Source organism: Paenibacillus sp. HJGM_3 (assembly GCF_045062745.1).
In the GTDB taxonomy this organism is placed as follows: domain Bacteria; phylum Bacillota; class Bacilli; order Paenibacillales; family NBRC-103111; genus Paenibacillus_AA.
The window spans coordinates 151911-173631 of record NZ_JBJGED010000006.1 but is presented as its reverse complement, the minus strand read 5'-3'; the positions used below and the strand labels follow the sequence as shown (position 1 = coordinate 173631).

Annotated in this window: 18 protein-coding genes and 1 tRNA gene; 15 read left to right on the top strand and 4 right to left on the bottom strand. The window is 59.5% G+C overall.

All coding sequences use genetic code 11. The annotated features are described in order from the left end of the window. Positions 1 to 58: 58 nt before the first annotated feature. Together ACI5FR_RS09275 and ACI5FR_RS09270 are read left to right on the top strand one after the other, a co-directional pair. Positions 59 to 823, top strand: coding sequence for a phytanoyl-CoA dioxygenase family protein (locus ACI5FR_RS09275; protein ID WP_405453427.1), 765 nt, complete (start codon positions 59 to 61; stop codon positions 821 to 823). 281 nt (positions 824 to 1104) lie between these two features. Next, positions 1105 to 1986: an AraC family transcriptional regulator gene (locus ACI5FR_RS09270; protein ID WP_405453424.1), complete on the top strand. Its 882-nt coding sequence runs from the start codon at positions 1105 to 1107 to the stop codon at positions 1984 to 1986. A gap of 91 nt (positions 1987 to 2077) precedes the next feature. Here ACI5FR_RS09270 and ACI5FR_RS09265 read toward each other — a convergent pair whose 3' ends face one another. Beyond that, the gene (locus tag ACI5FR_RS09265) at positions 2078 to 4552 is read right to left on the bottom strand and encodes a carbohydrate binding domain-containing protein (protein WP_405453421.1); all 2475 of its coding nucleotides are present in this window, start codon (positions 4550 to 4552) and stop codon (positions 2078 to 2080) included. A 141-nt stretch (positions 4553 to 4693) separates the two neighbouring features. Here ACI5FR_RS09265 and ACI5FR_RS09260 point away from each other — a divergent pair, with 141 nt between their 5' ends. After that, a complete protein-coding gene (locus ACI5FR_RS09260) occupies positions 4694 to 5590 on the top strand; it encodes an AraC family transcriptional regulator (RefSeq protein WP_405453418.1) in 897 nt (298 codons plus the stop codon). A gap of 52 nt (positions 5591 to 5642) precedes the next feature. Here ACI5FR_RS09260 and ACI5FR_RS09255 read toward each other — a convergent pair whose 3' ends face one another. Beyond that, positions 5643 to 7895: an FAD-dependent oxidoreductase gene (locus ACI5FR_RS09255; protein ID WP_405453415.1), complete on the bottom strand. Its 2253-nt coding sequence runs from the start codon at positions 7893 to 7895 to the stop codon at positions 5643 to 5645. Between the two features lie 526 nt (positions 7896 to 8421). Between ACI5FR_RS09255 and ACI5FR_RS09250 the strand changes: the two genes are divergently transcribed. From ACI5FR_RS09250 to ACI5FR_RS09230, 5 genes are all read left to right on the top strand, one after another. Beyond that, a complete protein-coding gene (locus tag ACI5FR_RS09250; RefSeq protein WP_405453412.1) occupies positions 8422 to 9096 on the top strand; it encodes a response regulator transcription factor in 675 nt (224 codons plus the stop codon). Beyond that, positions 9093 to 10499 carry a sensor histidine kinase gene (locus tag ACI5FR_RS09245; protein WP_405453410.1) on the top strand — a complete coding sequence of 469 codons (1407 nt, stop codon included), beginning with the start codon at positions 9093 to 9095 and terminating at the stop codon, positions 10497 to 10499. The genes ACI5FR_RS09250 and ACI5FR_RS09245 overlap by 4 nt, the downstream gene beginning before the upstream one ends. 127 nt (positions 10500 to 10626) lie before the next feature. Further along, positions 10627 to 11082 (top strand): MarR family winged helix-turn-helix transcriptional regulator, encoded by a 456-nt coding sequence (locus tag ACI5FR_RS09240; protein WP_405453407.1) that lies wholly within the window; start codon positions 10627 to 10629, stop codon positions 11080 to 11082. A gap of 31 nt (positions 11083 to 11113) precedes the next feature. Beyond that, the gene (locus ACI5FR_RS09235) at positions 11114 to 12064 is read left to right on the top strand and encodes a ring-cleaving dioxygenase (protein ID WP_405453405.1); all 951 of its coding nucleotides are present in this window, start codon (positions 11114 to 11116) and stop codon (positions 12062 to 12064) included. Next, positions 12061 to 12666 (top strand): alpha/beta hydrolase, encoded by a 606-nt coding sequence (locus ACI5FR_RS09230; RefSeq protein ID WP_405453402.1) that lies wholly within the window; start codon positions 12061 to 12063, stop codon positions 12664 to 12666. The genes ACI5FR_RS09235 and ACI5FR_RS09230 overlap by 4 nt, the downstream gene beginning before the upstream one ends. Before the next feature lie 366 nt (positions 12667 to 13032). On the opposite strand, the gene ACI5FR_RS09225 is transcribed toward ACI5FR_RS09230, so the two are convergent. Next, on the bottom strand, positions 13033 to 13986 hold the full coding sequence (locus ACI5FR_RS09225; RefSeq protein ID WP_405453713.1) for an SPL family radical SAM protein: 954 nt from the start codon (positions 13984 to 13986) through the stop codon (positions 13033 to 13035). Between the two features lie 152 nt (positions 13987 to 14138). Here ACI5FR_RS09225 and ACI5FR_RS09220 point away from each other — a divergent pair, with 152 nt between their 5' ends. The 3 genes from ACI5FR_RS09220 to ACI5FR_RS09210 all read left to right on the top strand — a co-directional run bounded on the left by ACI5FR_RS09220 (position 14139) and on the right by ACI5FR_RS09210 (position 17247). Continuing rightward, positions 14139 to 15188: an aldo/keto reductase gene (locus ACI5FR_RS09220; RefSeq protein ID WP_405453400.1), complete on the top strand. Its 1050-nt coding sequence runs from the start codon at positions 14139 to 14141 to the stop codon at positions 15186 to 15188. A gap of 161 nt (positions 15189 to 15349) precedes the next feature. Next, a complete protein-coding gene (locus tag ACI5FR_RS09215; protein WP_405453398.1) occupies positions 15350 to 16756 on the top strand; it encodes an MATE family efflux transporter in 1407 nt (468 codons plus the stop codon). Positions 16757 to 16779: 23 nt separating this feature from the next. Next, the gene (locus ACI5FR_RS09210) at positions 16780 to 17247 is read left to right on the top strand and encodes an SgcJ/EcaC family oxidoreductase (protein WP_405453396.1); all 468 of its coding nucleotides are present in this window, start codon (positions 16780 to 16782) and stop codon (positions 17245 to 17247) included. On the opposite strand, the gene ACI5FR_RS09205 is transcribed toward ACI5FR_RS09210, so the two are convergent. Further along, complete coding sequence (locus ACI5FR_RS09205; protein WP_405453394.1) at positions 17244 to 17657, bottom strand: hypothetical protein; 414 nt, start codon at positions 17655 to 17657, stop codon at positions 17244 to 17246. The two genes, ACI5FR_RS09210 and ACI5FR_RS09205, sit on opposite strands and share 4 nt — an antisense overlap. A gap of 195 nt (positions 17658 to 17852) precedes the next feature. On the opposite strand from ACI5FR_RS09205, the gene ACI5FR_RS09200 reads away from it, so the two are divergent. The 4 genes from ACI5FR_RS09200 (at position 17853) to ACI5FR_RS09185 (ending at position 21546) form a co-directional block, all read left to right on the top strand. After that, positions 17853 to 18515 carry a class I SAM-dependent methyltransferase gene (locus tag ACI5FR_RS09200; protein WP_405453391.1) on the top strand — a complete coding sequence of 221 codons (663 nt, stop codon included), beginning with the start codon at positions 17853 to 17855 and terminating at the stop codon, positions 18513 to 18515. Positions 18516 to 18674: 159 nt separating this feature from the next. Beyond that, positions 18675 to 18751 (top strand) — tRNA-Asp (locus ACI5FR_RS09195). A 105-nt stretch (positions 18752 to 18856) separates the two neighbouring features. After that, complete coding sequence (gluQRS, locus tag ACI5FR_RS09190) at positions 18857 to 19825, top strand: tRNA glutamyl-Q(34) synthetase GluQRS (RefSeq protein ID WP_405453388.1); 969 nt, start codon at positions 18857 to 18859, stop codon at positions 19823 to 19825. A gap of 512 nt (positions 19826 to 20337) precedes the next feature. Further along, positions 20338 to 21546: an ABC transporter substrate-binding protein gene (locus ACI5FR_RS09185; RefSeq protein ID WP_405453386.1), complete on the top strand. Its 1209-nt coding sequence runs from the start codon at positions 20338 to 20340 to the stop codon at positions 21544 to 21546. The last annotated feature ends 175 nt before the right edge of the window (positions 21547 to 21721 follow it).

Genomic DNA, 21721 nt, shown 5'->3' with positions numbered 1-21721 from the left:
CGGTTGTATGATGATGTCATGAACCTCATTTCATGCTACCATACAAGGAGGAAGCGCTATGATTCAGCAAGGAACCCCGTTTTCCCTGGAGAAATTCCACGAGGTCGGCTTCAGCGGGCCGGTGCAGGCACTGAGCTTGGAGGAGGCCGACCGTTACTATCAGCTGTTCTTCGACACGCTCGGCATGTCCAAGTATGAGCCGGGTCCGACAAAGGCGAACATGTCCGCGTGGCATCAAAGGCACCGTTGGGCGTATGAGCTGGCGACCCACCCGAACATCGTCGACCCGATTCAGCGAATTCTGGGCGACAACGTCGTCCTGTGGGCGATGCACTTCTGGTACAAGGAGCCGGGCAACGGCAAGTTCATTCCGTGGCATCAGGACATCAACTATTGGCCGATGGAGCCCGCCATCAATGCAACCGCTTGGGTGACGCTCGGGTATTCGGTCGTCGAGAACGGCTGCCTTCGGCTCCTCCCGGGTACACACCGTCAGCGGACCGAGCACGTTGATCTTGGCGACGCGGCAAGTGCGTTCCAGCAAGGCATCGACGAGAAGCTCATCGATGAGTCGAAGGTGGTCGACATGGAGATGACGCCGGGCCAGGTCGTCTACTTCAACGAAGCGACGTTCCACGGCTCGAAGCCGAATACGTCGGCCATTCCGCGGGTCGCGTTCTCGCTCCGCTATACGACGCCGGAAGTGAAGTTCAAGATGGACGAGTGGGGCGGCGATAAGGAGCGGATCAAGACGTATCTCGTACGCGGGGTCGATACGCACCGGTACAATGACGCGATCGTCGGGAAGGTGCCGGTGGAGTAGGGTGTCGTAAGGTGGACCGCTACTAGATGGCAGTTCTGAATAGCTGGATGGCTGGATGGCGCATGGAGTAGAGGAAAAATTTGCAGCTAATGGGGTCGGAAGAGGGGATCTGAGGGCAATAGAAGAACTTTTTTCATCTATTGCCCATCGGATGCCGGTTTCGCGGCTCCTGACAGCGAATAGATGAAAAGTTGTTCTTTATTTGATAGAAATGCAGGCGACGTTGGTGGATAACGGACATTTTTTCCTTTATTCGCAGCAGTTAGGAGGGCGATTCGATCATGCTGCCAATTGAAGGGCGCATTACCGAAGCGATGCAGATTCGCTTCCTGCATATCAAGCGGTATGCGCTCACACATACTTGGCGCATCGCCGACCGGACGCTGGAGCAGGCGGTGTTCTGGCTCGTCGAGGATGGGATGCTCGTCCTCGAAGCGGATGGCGGTCCCCCGCTGGAGTGCGTGGCGGGGGACTTGCTGTTCCTGGCGCCGGGCACCCGGCTCGCCTGCCACGCCAAGTCGGCCACGCTTGGCATCGTGAGCCTGAACTTCGAGGCGGCGCTCCCCCTGCCGCTCGGCCGCGGCGGCCGCTGGCCGGTAGCGCTGCGGTTCCCGCTGCGCTGCTGCCGCGCGGCGGATCCGGCGGCGGCCGAGCTCGCCGCCGTGCTGCGCGGCCTGCTCGCGGACGCCGCCGCGGCCGACAGCGCCGGCAAGCCGCTGCTGCTGCAGGCCGGCTTGCTGCGGCTGCTCGGCCTGCTGGCCGCAGGCCGCGCGGCAGGCGCAGCGGGCGCGGGCATCGGTACGGGTGCGGACCGGACCGACCCGCGCGTGCGCGAGGCGATCGCGCTGATGGCCGCGCGGCCGGATGCGCTGCCGACGGTGCGGCAGCTCGCCGACGCCGTGCGGACGAGCGAGCCGCACCTGCGCAAGCTGTTCCTGCGCGATACCGGCCTGCCGCCGCTGCAGTACCTGCATCGCCTGAAGGCGACGATGGCCATGCACCGGCTCGCCGGCTCGAACGAGCGCGTAGCGGAGATCGCTTACGCGCTCGGGTACGAGGACGCGAACTATTTCGCGCGAATGTTCAAGAAGGCGGTGGGTTTCCCTCCGCAGGATTACCGGCGCAAGCACCGGGATTGGATGCAGGGATCGCCGGACGAGTAAAAGCAACGAACAGGAAGCCGGCCCGAGAGGGGCGGCTTCCTGCATGAGTGTCCGAGAGGGGCGGCTTCCTGCATGAGTGTCCGAGAAGGAGCTAGAACGCATAGCGCCAGAGATCGTCGTCGTGGCCGTAATACAAGTTCCCGAAGCCGTCCTGCGCGATCCAGCTGGCTCCCGTCGGGGTCGGGATGGTCGTGACGGCATCCGTCGTTTTGTCGATCACGAACAGGTTCCCGCCGATCGTGCCGTATACGTGATCGCCCTTGCCGATCAGCATGAGTCCATCCTTGAAGATCCCGTTGGCTTGCCCGATCGTATAACTGATCGGATATTTTTGTCCCTTGTTGACGATCGTGTTCGTAGTCGGGTCGTACTTCATAAGATAGCCTTCCGCCCAGAACAAAATCTTGCCGTTGATGTCCGCTGTAACCCCGGTAATGGCCTGGATGGAGTTGGCGCTGACGCCGGGCAGCGTGTAGGTGGTCACGTTGCCGGTTGACACCTGGTATCGGAAGAAGACGGCTTGACTCGCCGCCGGCGTCGTGCCCGCGCCGCCCCAGACGGAGGTACCGCCGTACACATAGCCGTTCTGGTAAGCCAGGCTAATCACGGCTTGGTCCTGGACGATGTTGCGCACCGTAGTTCTGGCATTCGTAGCCGTGTTATAGACGGTCAGGGCGCCGCCCAGCTTGCCGTACGCCGGGGATGTCCCCACGAACACATAGCCGTCGCCGGCGGCGAGCCCGAAGGGGCGGTCCTGCTCCTCGGCCTCCAGATCGAACAGATCGGCCTTGATGTTCGTAGCAGGGTCATACTGGACCAGATGGGCTTTGGGATAAATCCCCTGATACAGCTTGCCGTTGTAGGACATCATCGCTTCGGCTTGACCGAAGCCGTACATCGTATCGGTGAGATCGCTGCGAATCGGCTGATACTTGCCGAGTCCTCCGGTGAGGTAGCCGGACGAATAGATGTTGCCGTCGGGGCCGGAGGCGACGCTGCGAATGGAAGTCGGCGTATCCGGAAAATCGAGCGGGATGAGCGCGGTTGCTCCCGTCTGGAGATTGTACTTGAACAGTTGGATGCCGCCGCTAACCTGACCGAGCGTCACCACGGAATATCCCGGCCAATTGGTCTGATCGGTCAGCTGCACGACCCCGATATCGGCTACGGCATTAAAGCCTACAGTGACGTTCAGGTTGGTGTCCGTCTTGGAAGCGATGTTGTAAGCGTGCAGCTGGCCGCCGACCGTGTAGTACACGTTGCCGTTATGCTCATCCGAGACCCCGAGCGAGTTTACGACCGGAATTTCCGTATCGAGGGTAACGGTGGGAGCTGAGCCTGCATTATGCACGATATTGAAGACGAGCATCTTGTTACTGTTCCGCAACCCTGCGAACAGGCGGTCCCCGGTGTAATCCAAGGTATACACGAATGTATCGCTGTTGTACGCGCTGGGCAGGATGTCATACCGGTTGCCCGTATTGTTGTCGAAGTAGATCAGGCGGCCGTCCGTGCCGGTGCCCAGATATGTCTTGTTGTTCGCCATATCGTAGGCCAGGCTGCGCACGTAAGTTTCCCCCGCCGCGACCGGATTAGCGGCCTGGATCTCCATGAAGCCATTGGCGACATCATAGCGGAACAGCTTGGCGTTGTTGGCCGTTCCGCCATACACCTTGCCACCCACGCCGGCCGCCAGGGAGTATACGTGATATTCTCCCGGTACCGCAACCCCGAGATCAACGACATTGGCCGCTCCAGGCGTATATTGATACAGATGTCCGTTATTCACCGTTCCCATGTAGATTTTGTTGTCCGTCGCTTTCACGGTCGCCCACGAAGCGCCGGAGCCGTTCAGCGGCTTGGTCGCGACGACGGTGTTCGCGTTGAAGTCGACGATTGTCAGCTTGGCCGGGGAGGTGACCGGATCTTGGATCGATCCGTCCGCTACGGCATAGATGACATCCTCATTGGCGGCGTCCTTACCGAATACCGCGGAATGGATCGGCGCTTCTCCGTAGACCTGGGCGTCCAGGTTCGTGAAGTCGGCGGTCAGGAACACATCGTCCCAATAGACCGTCCCGGTGTTGGCGGCGTTCGAGTAGACGAGCGCGGTCGCATAGGCTGCGTTAGCCGGAGAAGCTGCTTTAACCTTCATATATGTCCATTCGTTAACCGGGGTGCTCTTCGAGACGAAGGCAGTGGAGATGTATGTTTGATTGCTGTCGTAGAAGCGGATGTACAGATCGGCGCTGCCGCTCTGAATATACGCCCACGCGTAGATCATGTACGTTTTGCTCGGTGAAATGGCGATTTTGGCGCTCTCCAAGCCGTACTGCACCGTCGTGCTCGTGTCCGTGATCTTGGCGCTGTACGAACCCGAATGCTGCTGGGCCGTGCTCGAGCTGGCTGCGCCGGTGCCGCCCCATGGCGACCAGCTGGTGAGACCGCTTTCAAAACCGAAATTGCCGATCAGCTTGTCTGCGGCGAATGCCGTCTGCGCGCCCAGCAGCCCCAGCAGCAGAGCCGTCAGCACGCATAGTTGGATCATCTTGCTTCTCATTGTCATCAGTTCCCTCCTTAGTATTGGATTCTCTTTTAGTATGCCTGCGTCTGCCGGGGGCCTGAATGGACAGATCTTGTCTGGATATGGACAGATCGTGCTATGATTAGGCTATGAATATAGGAGGATGCGCGAGGAGGGGGCCGGTTGTACGAGGGGGATCGCTATGAAACGATGTGGATGCCGAATATGGAGCTGGGGATCCGAATTTACGAGTCCCATTGGCGCAAAACGTTGGTGCCTTGGTGGACCCACCAGATCAGCTTCCCCATTTTCGAATTGAATGTGCTCCTGGAAGGGATCCAAGAGGTACGGATCGGAAATCACGAGTACCGCATGACGGCGGGGGACATTCTCCTCGTACGGCCTGGACTTCAGCGGCAAGTCCTGGGAACCCGGGGACGTCCCATCATCTATTTCGCCTTGCATTTCGACGTGGAGGATTACGAGCTGCGCTCCATCCTGAGCCAGTCTCTCTGCGGTCTGCACCCGAAGGATTCCCCGCTGGAACGGGAACTGCGCCATCCGCTGGGGCAGCTGATCGAGACGATGCGGAGCGACGGCGGACCGCGGGAGAGGAGCCATCCGTCTTTACGCATGAAGCTCGTTTCCCACCTGTTCGTGCTGTTCGCGGTTATGGGCAGCATGGAGCGGGAGCGGGCTTTGCCGGATGCAGGCACGTTGATCGCGTATCGGCTTGCGGAGCGGATCGAGCGCGGGGTCCGGGAAGGGCGGTTCGGGGCCGAGCCGTCCCGAGGCGCCATCGGCCGCATAACGGAAGAGCTGGGGTACAGTTCGTCGTACTGCTACCGGATGTTCCGGCGTACCTTCCACGTCTCGCCGCAGACGTACATGTCGAACCTCGTGCTGCACCGGTGCCGGCTTGAGCTGGACGAGCCGGGCCAGTCGCTCGAACAGATCGCCGCGAAGCTCGGCTTCCAGGACGGACTGCACTTCAGCAAGCAATTCAAGCGCTGGACCGGCTCGTCTCCCACCGAGTACCGGCGCAGCCGGGCGGTGGCCGGTTCCGAGGGCGGGCTATAAACCGAACAGGCGGGAAGGACCGGTTGCCCGATCCTTCCCGCCTGTTCGTTCGTTAGGCGTACGCCCGCACTTCAATGATCTCGGCGAACCGGCCGCCGTTCGTCGCTTCGACGACGACGCGGAGGCGGTCCGTCGTCACCGCAGCAGCAAGCGCATGCACGCGCTTGCGCTTGTGGTTGTCGCGGTACTCCGCGACAACCTGCCAGCCGCCGTCGGCGGTAGCGGCCTCGATCCGGTAGTCCCGGACGAGATCGGGGATCGCCTCGAACGGCGTCTTGTGATGGTGCAGGTTGATCAGGTCCTCGTTCACATCGTCATTGAAGACGACGTGAACGGTCCCGACCTGCACCGGCTGCGCCCACTGCAGCTCGAGCCATTCCTCCCGGCCGGCGGCGACCTCCTCGGAGGACCACAGGTGCGGTCCTCCGTACGGGCGGAGGTAGCCGTCGGTCGCCTTCTCCGGCGCGAAAGCCGAGGTAGGCGCCGTCAGGCGGAAGCAAGGCGTCTGCCGCATGAAGCGGCGCATGTTCCATTGCACCACCAGCTGCTCCGGCTGGTGCTCCTCGAGCGAAGCCGACACGCGAGGCTTGGCGCCTTTCCAGAACGCGATGCTGCCGCTGCGCGGCGTGTCGCTGAAGTGCAGAGCGAGCGCCTCGTTCGCCTTTACGACAAGGAAGGCGTTCTGCGGCGTTCCCGGGGTCCAGGCGAGGTCGAGCTTCACCCAACGCAGCCCGCCGCGCGAGACGGAAGCCGTCGCCGAGCCTATTTGCGTGTGGGGCACGTAGTTCTCCAAGCGCCCGGTGCTCCACAGCTCGACGGTCAAATCCGTGTCCTCGCTCGCATCGACGAGCAGCTCCAAGCCGTCGAGCGCGGGGTCGACGGGCACGGTCAGCCCGATGTCGGTCGTGAGGGCGACCGCCCCTGCGGTCTTCTCCACCGCGAACCGGGTGAGCGTCGACGAAGCGCTGAGGCTGGCGCGACGCGCCAAATCGAGCGGGTCCTCGTTCCGAATGCCGATGACGGAAGCGTCCTGCCGCAGCAGCGTCTGCTGCAGCTCCTGCAGGTGCTCCGCGTGCAGCGTTCGTGCCGACACGCCTTTGGCGGCACACAGCGCCGCGCCGGTGCCGGCGGCTTCGCCGATGACGGCGCACGTCGCCATGACGCGGGTCGTGCCGAAGGCCACATGCGTCGCGCTGATGTCGCGGCCGGCCATCAGCATGTTGTTCACGTTCGCGGAGTAGAGCGACCGGAACGGGATGTGGTAGATGCCGTCCATATGCAGATGCTTGGAGCCGGCCTCCGTCGAGTAAACGCCTTGAGGCGGATGCAGGTCGATCGACCAGCCGCCGAAGGCGACGCGGTCCTCGAATTCGCGCTGGGCGAGAATGTCGTTCTGGTTCAGCACGTAATCGCCGACGAAGCGGCGGTACTCCCGCTTGCCTGGAATCGAACCGACCCACTCCAACGTCATATTCGCCGCATCGAATTTGCCGGAATTTTTGATATAATCCCAGATGCCGTAGATGACCGACCACAGCTCGTCGCGGATGCGTTCGTTGTCATGGACCGTGTCCAGCTCGCCGCCCCATTCGATCCACCAATAGGCGCAGCCGTTGTCGCCGCTGCGGATAATGCGCCGCTCCGGAATCGTCGTCTTCGTGATGTCCTTGGCGAAGCTGGGGGGAACGTAGCGGACCGGATGGCCCACATCCTTCGTGTAGAACAGCAGCGTGCTGCCCAGCGTAATGCTGTCGGCGACATGCGGCGCCCATTCTTCGTTGTACTCCTCCCGCGCCTCGCGGCCGATGCGGTGCTTGGCTCCGGCGAGGAAGCCGACAAGCCCGTCACCCGTACAATCGAGGTAGACGGGACTTTCGAAGCGGATCCGCCGCTCGGACGCCATCATCCAGCCCGTCACGGACCGGATCGTCCGGGTGTTTTCATCGCCGTCGGCTTCGACCTCATGCACGTCCGTGTTCAGGAACAGCGTGATGTTCGGCTCGGCGCGTACCGCTTCGTGCACGACCATGTCCCAGTAGTACGGGTTCCCTTCGATGTTGCGGTACTGATTCTCGATGAACAGCTCCCCCATGATGCCGGTCTCGCGTGCGTACCGGTGAATGCCGTGTCCGGTGGCGCCGCACACCCACACCCGGACCTCGCTGCTCGAATTGCCCCCCAGGACGGGGCGATTGTTCACGAGCGACACCGTCTGCCCTAGCCTCGCGGCCGCGATGGCGGCGCTCACGCCGGCCAGCCCGCCGCCCACGACGGTAATGTCCGCGCGTACGGTTTCATTGATCATGGCATACCACTCCCTATATGATTGTGTCATATCTATAGTTTCATCTTAATCACACAATGGGACAGAAGCCATGCATCCATTTGCATAATTGCATATCCTTTATTTCAACTTAACTTCGCTAAACAAGTCCCAGCAGGAAGCCTCACCGGAATCTGAACAGGGCTTTTTATAGCGTAATAAGGCAAAGCTTACAAATAAGAAGGGTACCTTTACAACTTCCGCCTGGTTTTCGGTCGATTCTACCGATTAGTAAACCAACCTTTCGCTAATAGTTTAGGTTACCCTTCTTAATTGTTCACTTTGCCTAACAGCACAGCACTTAGCCTCACCTTGCCCTCCCCGTTCATATTCAGTTCATATATCTGCCTTATCTTATGAGGTAGAGCAAAGGAAGCTGGCGCGAGCTGTCGGACGCTCGGTGTCTTGGCCCGGTGCTCCGGCACGTTTGCTCGATCATGTTTACGAGAGCGGAGCGAAACCGATAAACTGGAAGAACAAGTCCTGATGCCCAAAGGGAGGAAAACCCATGGCCAAAATCTTAGTCGTCGACGATGATGCGCATATCCGCGAGCTGATCCATCACGTACTGAAGCGCGAAGGCTTCGACGTGGCGGAGGCGGAGAACGGAGAGGAAGCGCTAAGGGTCATGGAGACCCAGCCGGCGGACCTCGTGATCTTGGACATCATGATGCCGGGGATGGATGGCTGGACGCTGTGCAGGGAGCTGCGCGAGCTGTACGACCTGCCCCTGCTCATGCTGACGGCGCTCGGCGAGACGGCGCAGAAGGTGAAAGGCTTCGACCTGGGCACGGACGACTACTTGGTCAAGCCGTTCGCCGCCCCGGAGCTGCTCGCGCGCGTAAAGGCTCTGCTCAAGCGCTATCGGATCGCGGCCTCCCAACAAGTGCAGGTCGGGGAGCTGATGCTCGACCGGCAAACGTTCGACTGCCGCATCGGGCGGGAGGCGATTACGCTGCCGCTGAAGGAGTTCGAGCTGCTGTTCCTGCTGTCCAGCTATCCGGGCGTCACCCTGCTCCGCGATCAGTTGATCGAGCAGGTGTGGGGCTATGACTATGAGGGCGATGAGCGCACGCTCGATGTGCATATCAAACGGCTGCGGGACCGCTTCCCCGAGGAGAAGACAGGGGTTAAAATCAGCACGATCCGCGGGCTCGGCTACCGGCTGGAGGTGAAGGGATGAACCGGAGAGACGGAGACCGTCCGGACGACAAGGAAGAGCGAAAGCGCGAGCAGCGGGAAAGGATGCAGGCCGAGCGCGAGCGGCATCTGCTGAGACGCGAACTGCATGTGCGCCAGCACTTGGAACGGGTGATGCGCGACCGGGAACGGCATCTGGAGAGGCACATGCAAAGGCATCTGGAACGCCATATAGGCCCCTTCCCGCCCGGACGCCCTCCATATCCGTGGCATTCGTACGAGGGGGGGCCGCTTCGCCCGGATCCGGCCGCCAAAAGGGGCATGCCGGAAGGGCATTATGATCCCGAGCTCAAGCTGGACCGACGCGAGCGAATCCGCGGCGGGATCCGAATGCTGCTGTTCATGGCCGCGGTGTTGCTTATTCTATGCGCCTGCTGGACGCTGGCGTATTACGTGACGAATTGGGCATACAGCAAGTGGGATTGGTACCCGCATGCTATCGTCCGGTCGGTGGCCAATTCCGTCCTCGGCTTCGTCATTTTCGGCGGCATTATGGCCTGCATCTCTCCGTTCATCCGCAAACGGCAGGTCGCATTCCTGAACATGATGCTGGACGCGATGAAGCGGATCTCCCGCGGCGACTTCCGCATCCACATCACGGTGCCCCGCGGCGCGAGCGAAGAGTACTTCTCGACATTGGCGATGAGCATTAACAGTATGGCGAAGGACCTCGAGAGGCTGGAGAACATGCGGCAGGAGTTCATCTCCAACGTGTCGCACGAGATTCAGTCGCCGCTCACCTCGATCGGCGGATTCGCCCGCATTCTGAAGAACGAAGAGGTAGACCGCGAGCAACTGCAGCATTACGCGGGCATTATCGAACAGGAGAGTCTCCGGCTGTCCAAACTGAGCGAGAACATGCTGCGGCTCGCTTCGCTCGATTCCGACCAGCATCCGTTCCATCCGGAGCCCTATCGCCTCGACAAACAGCTTCAGTCGTTAATCGTGGCGTGCGAGCCGCAGTGGCTGGAGAAGGGGCTGGAGATGAACGTGGAAGTCGAGGCGCTGACGGTCGAAGCGGACCCGGAACTGCTGAGCCAAGTGTGGGTCAATCTGCTGCACAATGCGATCAAGTTCACGCCGGAGGGCGGTTCGATTACGGTCGGACTGGAGCTTGCCGAAGACACGGCCGTGGTCCGGATTACCGATACGGGCATCGGCATTGCGGAGGAAGACCAGCCATTCATTTTTCAGCGTTTCTTCAAGGCGGATAAGTCCCGGAACCGGTCGGCGGGCGGCAGCGGGCTCGGATTGTCGATCATTCACAAAATCGTGGAGATGCATCGAGGAACGATTCAAGTTTCCAGTAAGGAAGGGGAAGGGACGCAGATGACCGTCACTTTGCCTCTTCGGAACGAGAATGCCAAGGCCGATTCACCCCGATGAAGGGAAGAATCGGCCTCGTTTTTTGCTTGTAACAAGTCGCATATAAGCCCCTTGACAGATCTCTTTTTATGTATTATCTTAAATTTAAGATATTTAATATTCACATTCTTTAAGGGGGTGATGCACCTTGGCTAGTGAGAACAACCATGAAGAGGCGGTTTCGCTCAAGTTGTTCGTAGTATTGTCCAAAGCGTACAAAACTATTATGGATCGAGCCGTTAAGGATATTAAGCATTACGGGCTGTCCCCGTCCGAGTTTATGATTCTCGAGGTGCTGTACAACAAGGGGAGCATCCCGCTGCAGCAGATCGGCGAGAAAATTCTCGTTACGAGCGGCAGCATCACGTACAACATCGACAAGCTGGAGCAGAAGGGCTGTCTGCGACGCGTGCCTAGCGCGTCGGACCGCAGGGTGATCTACGCGGAGATTACAGCTGCCGGACAGGAGCTGTTTGACCGGATTTTTCCCGAGCATCGGCAGGCGGTCCATTCCTTCATGGAAGGGCTCACTTTGGAAGAGAAGCTGACGGCGACTGAATTGCTAAAGCGTCTGGGTAAGGGTGCGGAACGAGCATCAAACTAAACCGAAGATAAAATTAAGGGAGGCATTTCACATGACATTGCAAACATCCGGTATCCATCATATAACTGCGTTCGCTCGCGATCCGCAGGGCAACGTGGATTTCTACGCAGGCGTATTGGGGCTTCGGCTGGTGAAGAAAACCATCAACTTTGACGCACCGGAAGTGTACCATCTGTATTTCGGCGATCAGGCAGGGAGCCCGGGGACGATCATGACCTTCTTCCCGTGGCCGGGTTCGCGCAAGGGCCATATCGGTGGCGGGCAGGTCGGAATTACGACGTTCGCGGTGCCGGCCGGAGCTCTGGGGTTCTGGGAAGCGAGACTTGCGAAGTTCGGCATTCCAGTCGAGAAAAGTTCCCGTTTCGGGGAGACGTACCTCCAGTTCTCGGACAATGAAGGACTGCGCCTCGAGCTGGTCGAGCGGGAAGAGGGGGCGAACAGCCAGTGGGCGTTCGGAGGTATCGCGGCAGATCAAGCGATCAAAGGCTTCGGCGGCGCGGTGCTGTTCAGCGTGAATGCGGCCAAGACGATCGATGCCTTGGAGAACATCCTGGGCCTGGAGAAAGTCGGCGAGGACGGCACGTATGCCCGGTTTCGGACGACGGGCGATCTGGGCAACGTCATCGACGTCCCGCTGCAGAGCATGAGCTGGGGAGGCGGCGGGGCCGGTACTGTGCACCACATCGCTTGGCGCGCGAAGGATTACGAGGAGCACGAGCTGTGGCGGCACGCGGTCGCCCAATACGGCTATCAGCCGACCCCGGTGATCGACCGCCAATACTTCAATGCCGTGTACTTCCGCGAAGCGGGCGGCATCTTGTTCGAGATCGCCACCGATCCGCCGGGATTCGCCCGGGACGAAGCGCCGGAAGAGCTCGGCCAGAAGGTCATGCTGCCGGACTGGTATGAGCCGAGACGGGCGGAGATCGAAGCGAATCTCATTCCGATCCAGGTTCGGACGCTGAAGGAGGATGAAGCATGAGACATATCTATGAGAAAGGTGCTAATGCCGAAGCTCCCACTCTCGTGCTCTTCCACGGAACGGGAGGCACGGAGCGCGACCTGATCGGCGTCGCCCGCCGAATCTCGCCGGACTCCTCGATCCTGTCGCTCCGGGGGAACGTGCTGGAGAACGGGATGCCCCGCTTCTTCCGCCGTCTCGCGGAAGGCGTGTTCGACATCGAGGACCTCATCTTCCGGACGAAAGAAGTGTACGACTTCCTGGAGGAAGCGGCCGCGCAGTATGGCTTCGACCGCAGCAATCTCGTCGCGGTAGGGTATTCCAACGGAGCCAATATCGCCGGCAGCCTGCTGTTCCATTATGCCGGCGCGCTGAAGGGCGCGATTCTCCACCACCCGATGGTGCCGCGCCGAGGAATCGCCCTGCCGGACTTGACCGGCGTGCCGGTATTCATCGGAGCGGGAGCGAACGACCCGATCTGCCCGCCGCAGGAGACCGAAGAGCTGCAGCGTCTGTTGAGCGAGGCGGGGGCCTCCGTCGAGGTGCATTGGGAACGGGCGGGCCATCAGTTGACCGTCACCGAAGTCGAAGCGGCGGCCGCCTGGCTGCAGAAACAAGGATAAACGGAAAATATTTTTAAATTTTTCGTAAATGTGTGTTTCACTCTCCTCGGTTCCGGGTAATAACGATTATCCGGAACAGAGAGGGGATAGTCCAATGGAATAGCGTAAGCGAAGCATGCCGGAATCGGATTGCATACAAGGAAAGAGCGAGTGACGGCTGCTTCCGCGATCTGTGGGCATGTGGGGACCTCAGAGGCACGAACCCGGGCAAGATGACATGCGGTACATGTCTCCTATACGGATTATTCTCGATGACATGTCGAAGGCATGTTGGGGTGAAAGGGAAGAAGTTCATAAATGAATAGCAGTGGCAAGGGATAGCCTCCGTTCATCATGTATATGAACGGGGGCTATCTGCTATTGCGGTCAGATCGGGAGGGTCAATTGAACCGGCTCGAACTCCTTCTCGATCCGCAGCACGGTCTCCTGCACCCCGACCTTGGATGACTGCAAGGGTTCTTTGGCATGCAGGCCGTGCCGGGTCAGAAGCGAATGGATCTCCGCTTGAATCGGATCCCGATAATGGCGGGGCGCCTTCGCGGAACCCGCGTACATGTCGGCATAGGCCGGCACGAGCTCGGGGTAGTGGCGGCGAAGCGTCTCGAAAAACCACACCTTGACCGCGGAAGTGCTGAGCCGCAGGTACGAGGCCATTACGAATTGGGCTTTATGAGCGACGGCCTGTTGGATCAATTCCGTCAGATCCTCCAGCCGGTCGGTCAGCAAGGGGAGGATCGGGGCCATGAAAATGCCTGCAGGAACGCCCGCTTCCGTCAGCCGCTGCACGGTCTCCAGACGCTTCATCGGGAACGGCGTGGCGGGTTCGAGATTCCTCCATACCCCGCGATCCAGCGTACTGATGCTGATGTTCACGGAAGTGATCGGGATTTCCTTGAGCAGGTCCAAGTCCCGGAGGATCAAGGGGGACCGGGTAGTTATGGACGTAGGAAGGCGATGCTTGGCCAGCACCTCCAGGCATTGGCGGGTCAGCTGCATTTTCGCTTCTATAGGCTGGTAAGGATCGGTCGCCGTCCCGATTGCGATCCGGCCGATCGGCTTGCCGGATCGGGCTGCACGCTTCACCTGCTGCTCCAGTGCTTCGGCGGCATTGGCTTTGAGCAGAATATGGTTCTGGAAGCTGTCGTCCGCCTCCAGGCCGAGGAAGCTATGCGTGGACCGGGCGTAGCAGAAGCTGCAGCCGTGCTGACAGCCCCGATAAGGGTTGATCGATTTCTCGAAAGGCATCGAGGGAGCCTTCACCTCGTTCAGAATCGTCTTGCACGTGATGGGCTCATACTGTATGCGCGCCAACAGCTTCACCGTCCTTGTCATTTCAAATCGAACATGTGTTCCTAAACCAGAGTACCAGACTGCAAACAACGGCGCAAATGTTTGTTGTTTCCATTTCCGTTGTACAAATCCCGGTAAAACTATTATGCTGTAGGTAACTTGTATCGATCAGGAGGGATCTTATGGACTTTCTAACCCCAAATCCGAAGCTGTACAATGTCCCCTTTCGCGTAACCGATTCCTTCAACGGGATGCCGTACCGGGCGCTGGGCGCTTCCGGGCTGCGCGTCTCGAATGTAGGCCTGGGCACATGGAAAATCGGATATCCGGATACGGGAGACGGTGCCAGGGTGGACCGCGAACAGGCCTGGGCCCTCTTCGACCGGGCGGTGGAGCTCGGCGTAACATTCTGGGATACGGCGAACCGATACAACAACGCTTCAGGCAATTCGGAACGCATCATCGGCGAATGGATGAAGCGTAACCCCGACCAGCGCCGCAATCTCGTCATCGCGACCAAGCTGTTCGGCGGCATGGACGGGATCACCCCGAACCATAGCGGGCTGTCCCGCGGGAACATTCTGGATTCCACATACGCCAGCCTGCAGCGCATGCAGCTGGATTATATCGATGTCATGTACTTCCATCAATTCGATGCCCTCACTCCAATCGAGGAGAGCTTGGCGGCGGTGGAGGATTTGGTGCGGCAAGGGTTAATCCGCTATTTCGCAGTGTCGAACTTCTCGGTCGAGCAGATGGCGGCATACAAGACGGCATCGTCGTCCGCCTCCATCCGGACGCGCATCCTCGCGGTGCAAAATCAGTTCGATCCGCTGCATGGCGAAGCGGCGAATCATCCGGGCGTGCTCGATTACTGCGCGGAGGAGAGAATCTCCTTCATCGCCTGGAGCCCGCTTGCACGAGGTCTGCTGTCAGACCGTTATCTGACCCGCGAAGCGGTAGGGCCGGGTGACCGGCTGTTCGATGAAGGCGCCGTGGACGAGATGCTCGCGCCGGAGGTTATCCGCAAGCTGAACGGCTTGGCGAGCCTGTCACGCGAGTGGGGGATGAGCCTAAGCCAGCTGGCGCTCGCGTACATGCTCACGCTGCCCGGCATGGGGCCGGTCATCCCATCGTCCTCGACGGTGGAGCAGCTCGAGGCCAATGCCGACGCGGGGAAGATCCGCCTGACGGCGGAACAGACGCAGCAAATTCGGCAGGCGCTGGGATAGGAGCCGCCTTAGGCTCTTGCCTCGCCTTACCCTACGACGCCGTGCCGCGGCGGCCCGATCCCATGGAACACGCACCCGGCCTGTGCCGGGTGCTTGGCTTTGTTCGCCGTCTGTGGGGTATAATAGGTTTTCATAGATTACACAGAGAGGAAGAAACCATTATGCACTCGTCCAAGCCGCAGGCGGGCCAGCTCAGCTTAACCGAAGGACCGATCGGAAAGACGCTGTTCGTCTTCTCGTTGCCGATCCTCCTCGGCAATGTGCTTCAATCGCTGAACGGCTCCATCAACAGCATGTGGATCGGCAACATTCTCGGGGAGCAGGCGCTTGCCGCTACGTCGAATGCGAATATTCTGATGTTCCTGCTGATCAGTGCGATCTTCGGCATCGCCATGGCCGCGGTGATCCTGATCGGGCAGAATCTTGGCGCGAAGCGGGTCGACGAGGCGAAGAAGGTCGTAGGGACGAGCGCGGTGTTCTTCTTCCTGCTCTCGCTGATCGTCGGGGTTGTCGGCGTGCTGCTCTCGCCGCAGATTCTGTCCTGGATGAACACGCCTGCGGATTCGATCGAGCTGGCTATCACGTATACACGGATCATCTTCGCGAGTATTCCGTTCACCTTTGGCTACAACCTGATCATGGCGGTCCTGCGCGGTTCGGGCGATGCGAAGACGCCGTTCTACTTCCTCCTGCTGTCCGCGCTGCTGGACATTGCGCTCAATCCGCTGCTGATCCGAGGGATGTGGGGGCTGCCGGAGCTCGGGATCGCCGGTTCGGCCGTCGCGACGTTCATCGCCCAGGGCTTCAGCCTGGTCTTGCTGCTCGTCTATTTGTACCGCAAGCAATATTTTCTCCGGATTACCCGGACCGATCTTCATCTGCTGACACTCAACTGGACTTTGATCCGGACCCTGATCCAAAAAGGGCTCCCCATGGGGCTCGGCATGATCGTGGTTTCCTTAAGCAACATGTTCCTGATTCACTTGGTCAACTCCTACGGTTCGGAATCCGCGGCTGCGTTCGGGGTGGCGACCCAAATCTCCAGCTATGTGCAAATGCCGGCGATGGCGATCGGAGGGGCGGTCACTTCCATGGCGGCGCAAAACATCGGTGCGGGCAATTGGAGCCGGGTGAACCGGATTACGCTGACCGGGGTAGGTTACAATATCGTGCTGACGGGGGTGCTCGTCCTCGTGCTGCACTTGTTCAATCGACAGACGCTCGAGCTGTTCCTGCCGGAAGGGGGACACGCTGTGGATATCGGCATTCATATCAACAATTTGACGTTGTGGTCCTTTATTTTATTCGGGATCTTCAATGTGGTGGCGGGCGTCGTCCGGTCTTCGGGGGCGGTCATGTTCCCCTTGGCGGTTACATTCACCGCGCTGCTCATCGTGAGAATTCCTCTGTCCTACTTGCTCGGCTATCAGTATGGCTTCGACTGGATCTGGTGGAGCTTCCCGATCAGCTTCCTGATTGCGGTCGCGATGAACGTCTGGTATTACGTGTACGGCAATTGGCGTCAAGCGAAAATGATGAAGCCCGCGGCTCCGGCCGGAGTGCGGTAAACCAAGCTTAGGAGGCGATAGGAATGGAACGGGAGATTCGGGAGCTGTACGAGGCGCTCTTGACCGGCTGGAACGAACGGAATGCCGGCCGAATGGCGGAGCTGTTCGCCGAGGAAGGCGAAATGATCGGCTTTGATGGGAGTCAGGTGACGGGAAGCGCGGGGATTGTGGATCACTTGCAGCCGATCTTCGCCCATCACCCCACGGCGGCGTTCGTGGCGATCGTCCGCAGCGTGCGCGCTTTGGGGCCGGATGCCGTGCTGCTGCGCGCGATAGCCGGCATGGTGCCGCCGGGCAAGGACGACCTGAACCCGGCGGTGAACACGCTACATTCGCTCGTGGCCGTGAAGGAGGAGGGAACGTGGCGGATCGCCCTGTTCCAGAATACGCCGGCGCAGTTCCATGGGCGGCCGGAGCTCGTCCAAGCGATGACGGACGAGCTGCGGGAGTGGCTGCGCAGCCGGGAGGACGATTCGCGCGCTTCCCGCTAAGGCTGCGCTTGTCCGCCGTAGACGCTGCGTGAGATGATCTCCGGCAGCTCGCCCTTCTGCGCTTCATAGACGCTAGGCGTGATGTGTCCGGCTGCGAGGCGGGCGTCCAGCTGGGCCGACAGTTCGGCGAGCTGCAGATCGATGATCGGCTGCACCTCCATGGCATTGGCGGCAGCTATATCGGCCAGGGACTGACCGTTGTAAAGGGCGTCATACATTTGCTCAGGGGAGGACAGGCCGAGCTTTTGCAGCAAAGGGTCTTGTCCGGTTTCCTTCGTACTGCTGGCTCCGCAAGAAGGCTCGGTCGGGAAAAGCGACGTCTCCGCGTTCGCTTCTTTGTTCCAGATCCCGCCTCCAACCGTAATCGCTACGGCCATCGTGCCGAGGATCAATAGCTGCTTCGGTTTCATAAGAATCTCCTTGTCTTTTAAGCAAGTCTAATATATTAATACGGAACAAGGCTTGTCCGGTTGCATTCGAAGGTTCGAAATCCATTCATATTTGCCCGTTTCCCACATAAAGTGAAGGTGCAGCACCATACTTCAACTTTGTATAGATGGGAGGAGCCAAGCATACGACCGTTGGATATTGAGAAGGGGTTGCGGTTGTCCGAGCAGATAGGGTGGGGGTTCACGAGCATGTCGCTGACCCGGACTTCCTTAGTGCAGCTATGCCGAAGGGTGGAGGCGGAGGCCGGTCCCATTCGGCTCTTGGAGCTGGGCGGGGGGCAATCCACATTGTTCTGGTGGGCGCTCCAACAGCTTGAGCTGCTCGAGATGGAAGTGACGACACTGGAGCATCATGAAGAATGGGCACGCAATCTGCAGACGAAGGTGGCTTCCGAGCGGCGGATGCGCGTGGTGAAGCAGTCGCTCCGGCAAGTGTCGGAGGAGGAATGGGCGCAGCTGTTCCACGATCCGCTCGGGGCGGCGGCTAGCTGGAGCCGGCTCGGGGTTACGGTGCCAAAGGCGCAGCACGAGTGGTTCTCGATCCGCAATGCGTTCTACGGTGAGGCGGACCAGCTCGGGTATGCGCCGGAATCGATCGATGTGCTGATCGTAGACGGCCCTCATGGCAACGGGAGGGCGCTAGCGTTCCCTCTGTTTTGCCAGGCGTTGAACCCGAAGGCGCTTGTGCTTGTGGACGACTTCGATTGCTATCCGTATTTGGACGATTTGGGCCGCGTGTTTCATTACGTGGAGCTGTATCGGGAGGTCATGGGCGATAAGCGCTCGGTGCTGCTGCAACTGCAGGGGATGAAGCTGTAGGGGGCATAAAGGGTGAGGCTGGGGAGCGAACGCGTACATAGGGTGATTGGGGGACGGGGCGCTTTTGCCGTAAAAATCCAATTATTCTGGAGCTTGTCAGACTCGGTTCATTCGTGTTATTATACTACTTGTGCCTGCGACGCAGAGCACGAGTAGTGTGGAGCCGTGGTGTAGAGGCCTAACATGCCTGCCTGTCACGCAGGAGACCGCGGGTTCGAATCCCGTCGGCTCCGCCATTTTTTTCTTCGGCTTACATACCTGGATAGATAAACCGAGTAGAGCGGCTTTGCTGCTCTTTTTTGCATATAGGACGTTTTTATGTGGCTGGAGGTTGGATCGGCATGGTTCCGCGAGGACGCTTCGCCCCTACTCCATCGGGGCTGCTTCATATCGGCAACGCTTTCGCCGCCCTCGCGGCTTGGCTGCAGATGCGGCATGCGGGGGGCGTGTTCGTGCTGCGGATCGAGGACATCGACAAACCGCGCTCCCGTCCCGAATATGCCGCGCAGTTGCAGGACGACCTGCGGTGGCTCGGCCTCGACTGGGATGAGGGTCCGGATGTCGGCGGCCCGTACGCGCCTTATGAGCAGAGCCGCCGCGAGCTGTTGTACGAGGAGGCGCTGGAGCAGCTGAAGCGGGACGGGTGGCTATACCCGTGCTACTGCAGCCGGAGCGAGCTCGCTTCCGTCGCCAGCGCGCCGCACGGGCTCGCTTCCGAAGGCGCGGCGTACCCCGGCTTTTGCCGGTCGCTGACCGAGGAAGAGCGGCGGGAGAAGGCCGCGAAGAAAGCGCCGGCGCTGCGGTTCCGGATGCCGGAGCATCCGCTGGCCTTCGACGATGTGCTGGCGGGGCCGCAGCGGTGGGACGGCGACGCGTACAGCGACTTCGTCGTCAAGCGGGCGGACGGCCTCTTCAGCTACCAGCTCGCCGTCACGGTCGACGACGCGGCGATGCGCATCACCGACGTGCTGCGCGGCGCCGATCTGCTGGATTCGACGCCGCGGCAGCTGGCGCTCTACGAAGCGCTCGGCCTCGAGGCCCCGCGCTTCGCGCATGTGCCGCTCGTCGTCGACGCCGACGGCCAGCGCCTCGCGAAGCGCGACCGCGTGCTGACGCTCGCGGGGCTGCGCGAGGCGGGCGTGCCGCCCGAGCGGCTCGTGGGCGTGCTCGCCCACTTGGCCGGCTGGGCGGAGACGCCGGCGCCGCTCGCGGCGGGCGAGCTCGTGCCGCGCTTCGGGCCGGTGCGCGCGCCCGAGGGCCCGCTCGTCTTGCGCGACGAGCTGCGAGCGTATTTGTTGGGTAGGGAGTAGAGCGTGTCGCATAACCGGGGGGATGTGAATACATTGAGGAAGTAGCCCAATGCATAAGGAGTGAACCTAGGAAATGGGATATATGCCCCAAGCCGCTCCCACATCTCCCCCGCCTAACTATGTACCTCAAATGTCGCCGTATGCCGTTGACATCCGGGCCATTTCAGGCTGTATGTTTCGCTTTACTTACCTCTGGCTTAGGAATGGAGACAACTTCTGGTTTTATCTCACATTTGTCGGCCCGACATCGATTTTTGGATTTCGATTTTTTGGCGGAAGATGGAATCACTACACGGTTGACCTGAGAGACATTATTTCCTTTTCCTGTCATGGATGAATGAAGACGCAAAAACAACGAAGCGCTAGGCCTGGGGGCCTAGCGCTTTGCATATGTGCGGCTTCGCGGGCCATATATTTTCGATCTAAAGTGGTACGGACTTGGGTCTGGATCTGCTACAATGAAAATGCGGAACAAATGTTCTGTTATTGCTTTGTGGGAGGGGCTGTTAGTGATGACCAAGCTCGTATTCAATACCAGTCTTACTGAAGAACAATTCCAGACCGAGATTGCCCAGCCCGTATATACCGAATTCCCGTCCATTCGATTGGAGTATCGAAGGGAGGACCCTCATTTTGGCGAGTATATTTCCAACTGGAGTTCAGTGGGCGAATACCCCGATATTCAGCTATGGCCGGCCTTTTCAACAAGTACTTTAATCCAGAACAATTTGTGCCGCAATCTGGAGGAAATGAGTAGTACGACAAGCTCGACACTAGATCGGTCGCGTTTCGAGTCGGGGCTTCTTGATTTGGGGTTGGGAACCGAAGGGGAACTGTTCGCGCTGCCATACTGCGACGTGATGAAATTCCCGATGTTCTACAACAAAGACATCTTCGACGAGGCGGGTGTCCCTTATCCGCGAGATGGCATGACATGGGCGGACATGATTGAGTTGGCTCATCTGCTTGCCCAACGGAAACCACCGTCAGATATAGTTACCCTGGATTTGGGCGATTGGCCCTTGCTTCGCATGCAGCAGGGAGTGACCTTTCTGCATCCGATTACCGGAGTACCTACTGTGGCCGGCGATGCTTGGCAGTCTGTAGTTCGTATTCTCCGGGACGTCTATTCCATACCAGGGAACCTGCCCATGGAGACGAAGAAGCTGCTTCGCTTCAATGGCGTCTTCGTCCGTGAGAGGCGAGCGGCGATGGCTGTTATCTGTGCGAGCTGCTTCGAACCTGAGGCGCTGGATTTTCGCTGGGATGTCGTTTCCTATCCGACGCCGTCGGACTCGTCTGCGGGACCGAATATTCCAGGCAACCTAATGCTGTCGATGAGCGCCTCCTGCCGGGAGCGGACAGCTGCCCATGACGTGATCGCTTATTTGCTTTCCGATGAGTTTCAAGCCGTGAATTGTCGGAACGGGACCCTCACCTCGCTTCGTGCGATGGAGATAAGATCGCAGTTCGGCCTTGAAGTGCCTCTGTATGCGAACAAGAATAGGCAAGCCTTCTACCTACATATCCCCGCTGCCCCGCCTCTTCGCTCGCTGGATCATGTCATCAAGTTGGAACGAGATATTGGGGCTTTTGATCTGGCACGCAGGGTAATGGCGGAAATGGTCATTGGGCGGCATGATCCGGAATGGGTATTAGCCAAGTTACAATGGAAATTAGTGGAAGCCTTAGAGGCTTACAGCTTGAAAAGCGTCCGATAGGTTGTTGAGAAGTTACTACTTAGGTATAAACCGTCTATGATCTACCTGACATCCCCATCCGTGAGAACCAGGTCGTGCGAATCAAATAGAGTGATGGGGCAAGGCTATTCGTCCTGATACGACCTCCTCTGGAAAAATAGCGGTTTGCGACAGCGTTATTCATCCGCGTTTGCCC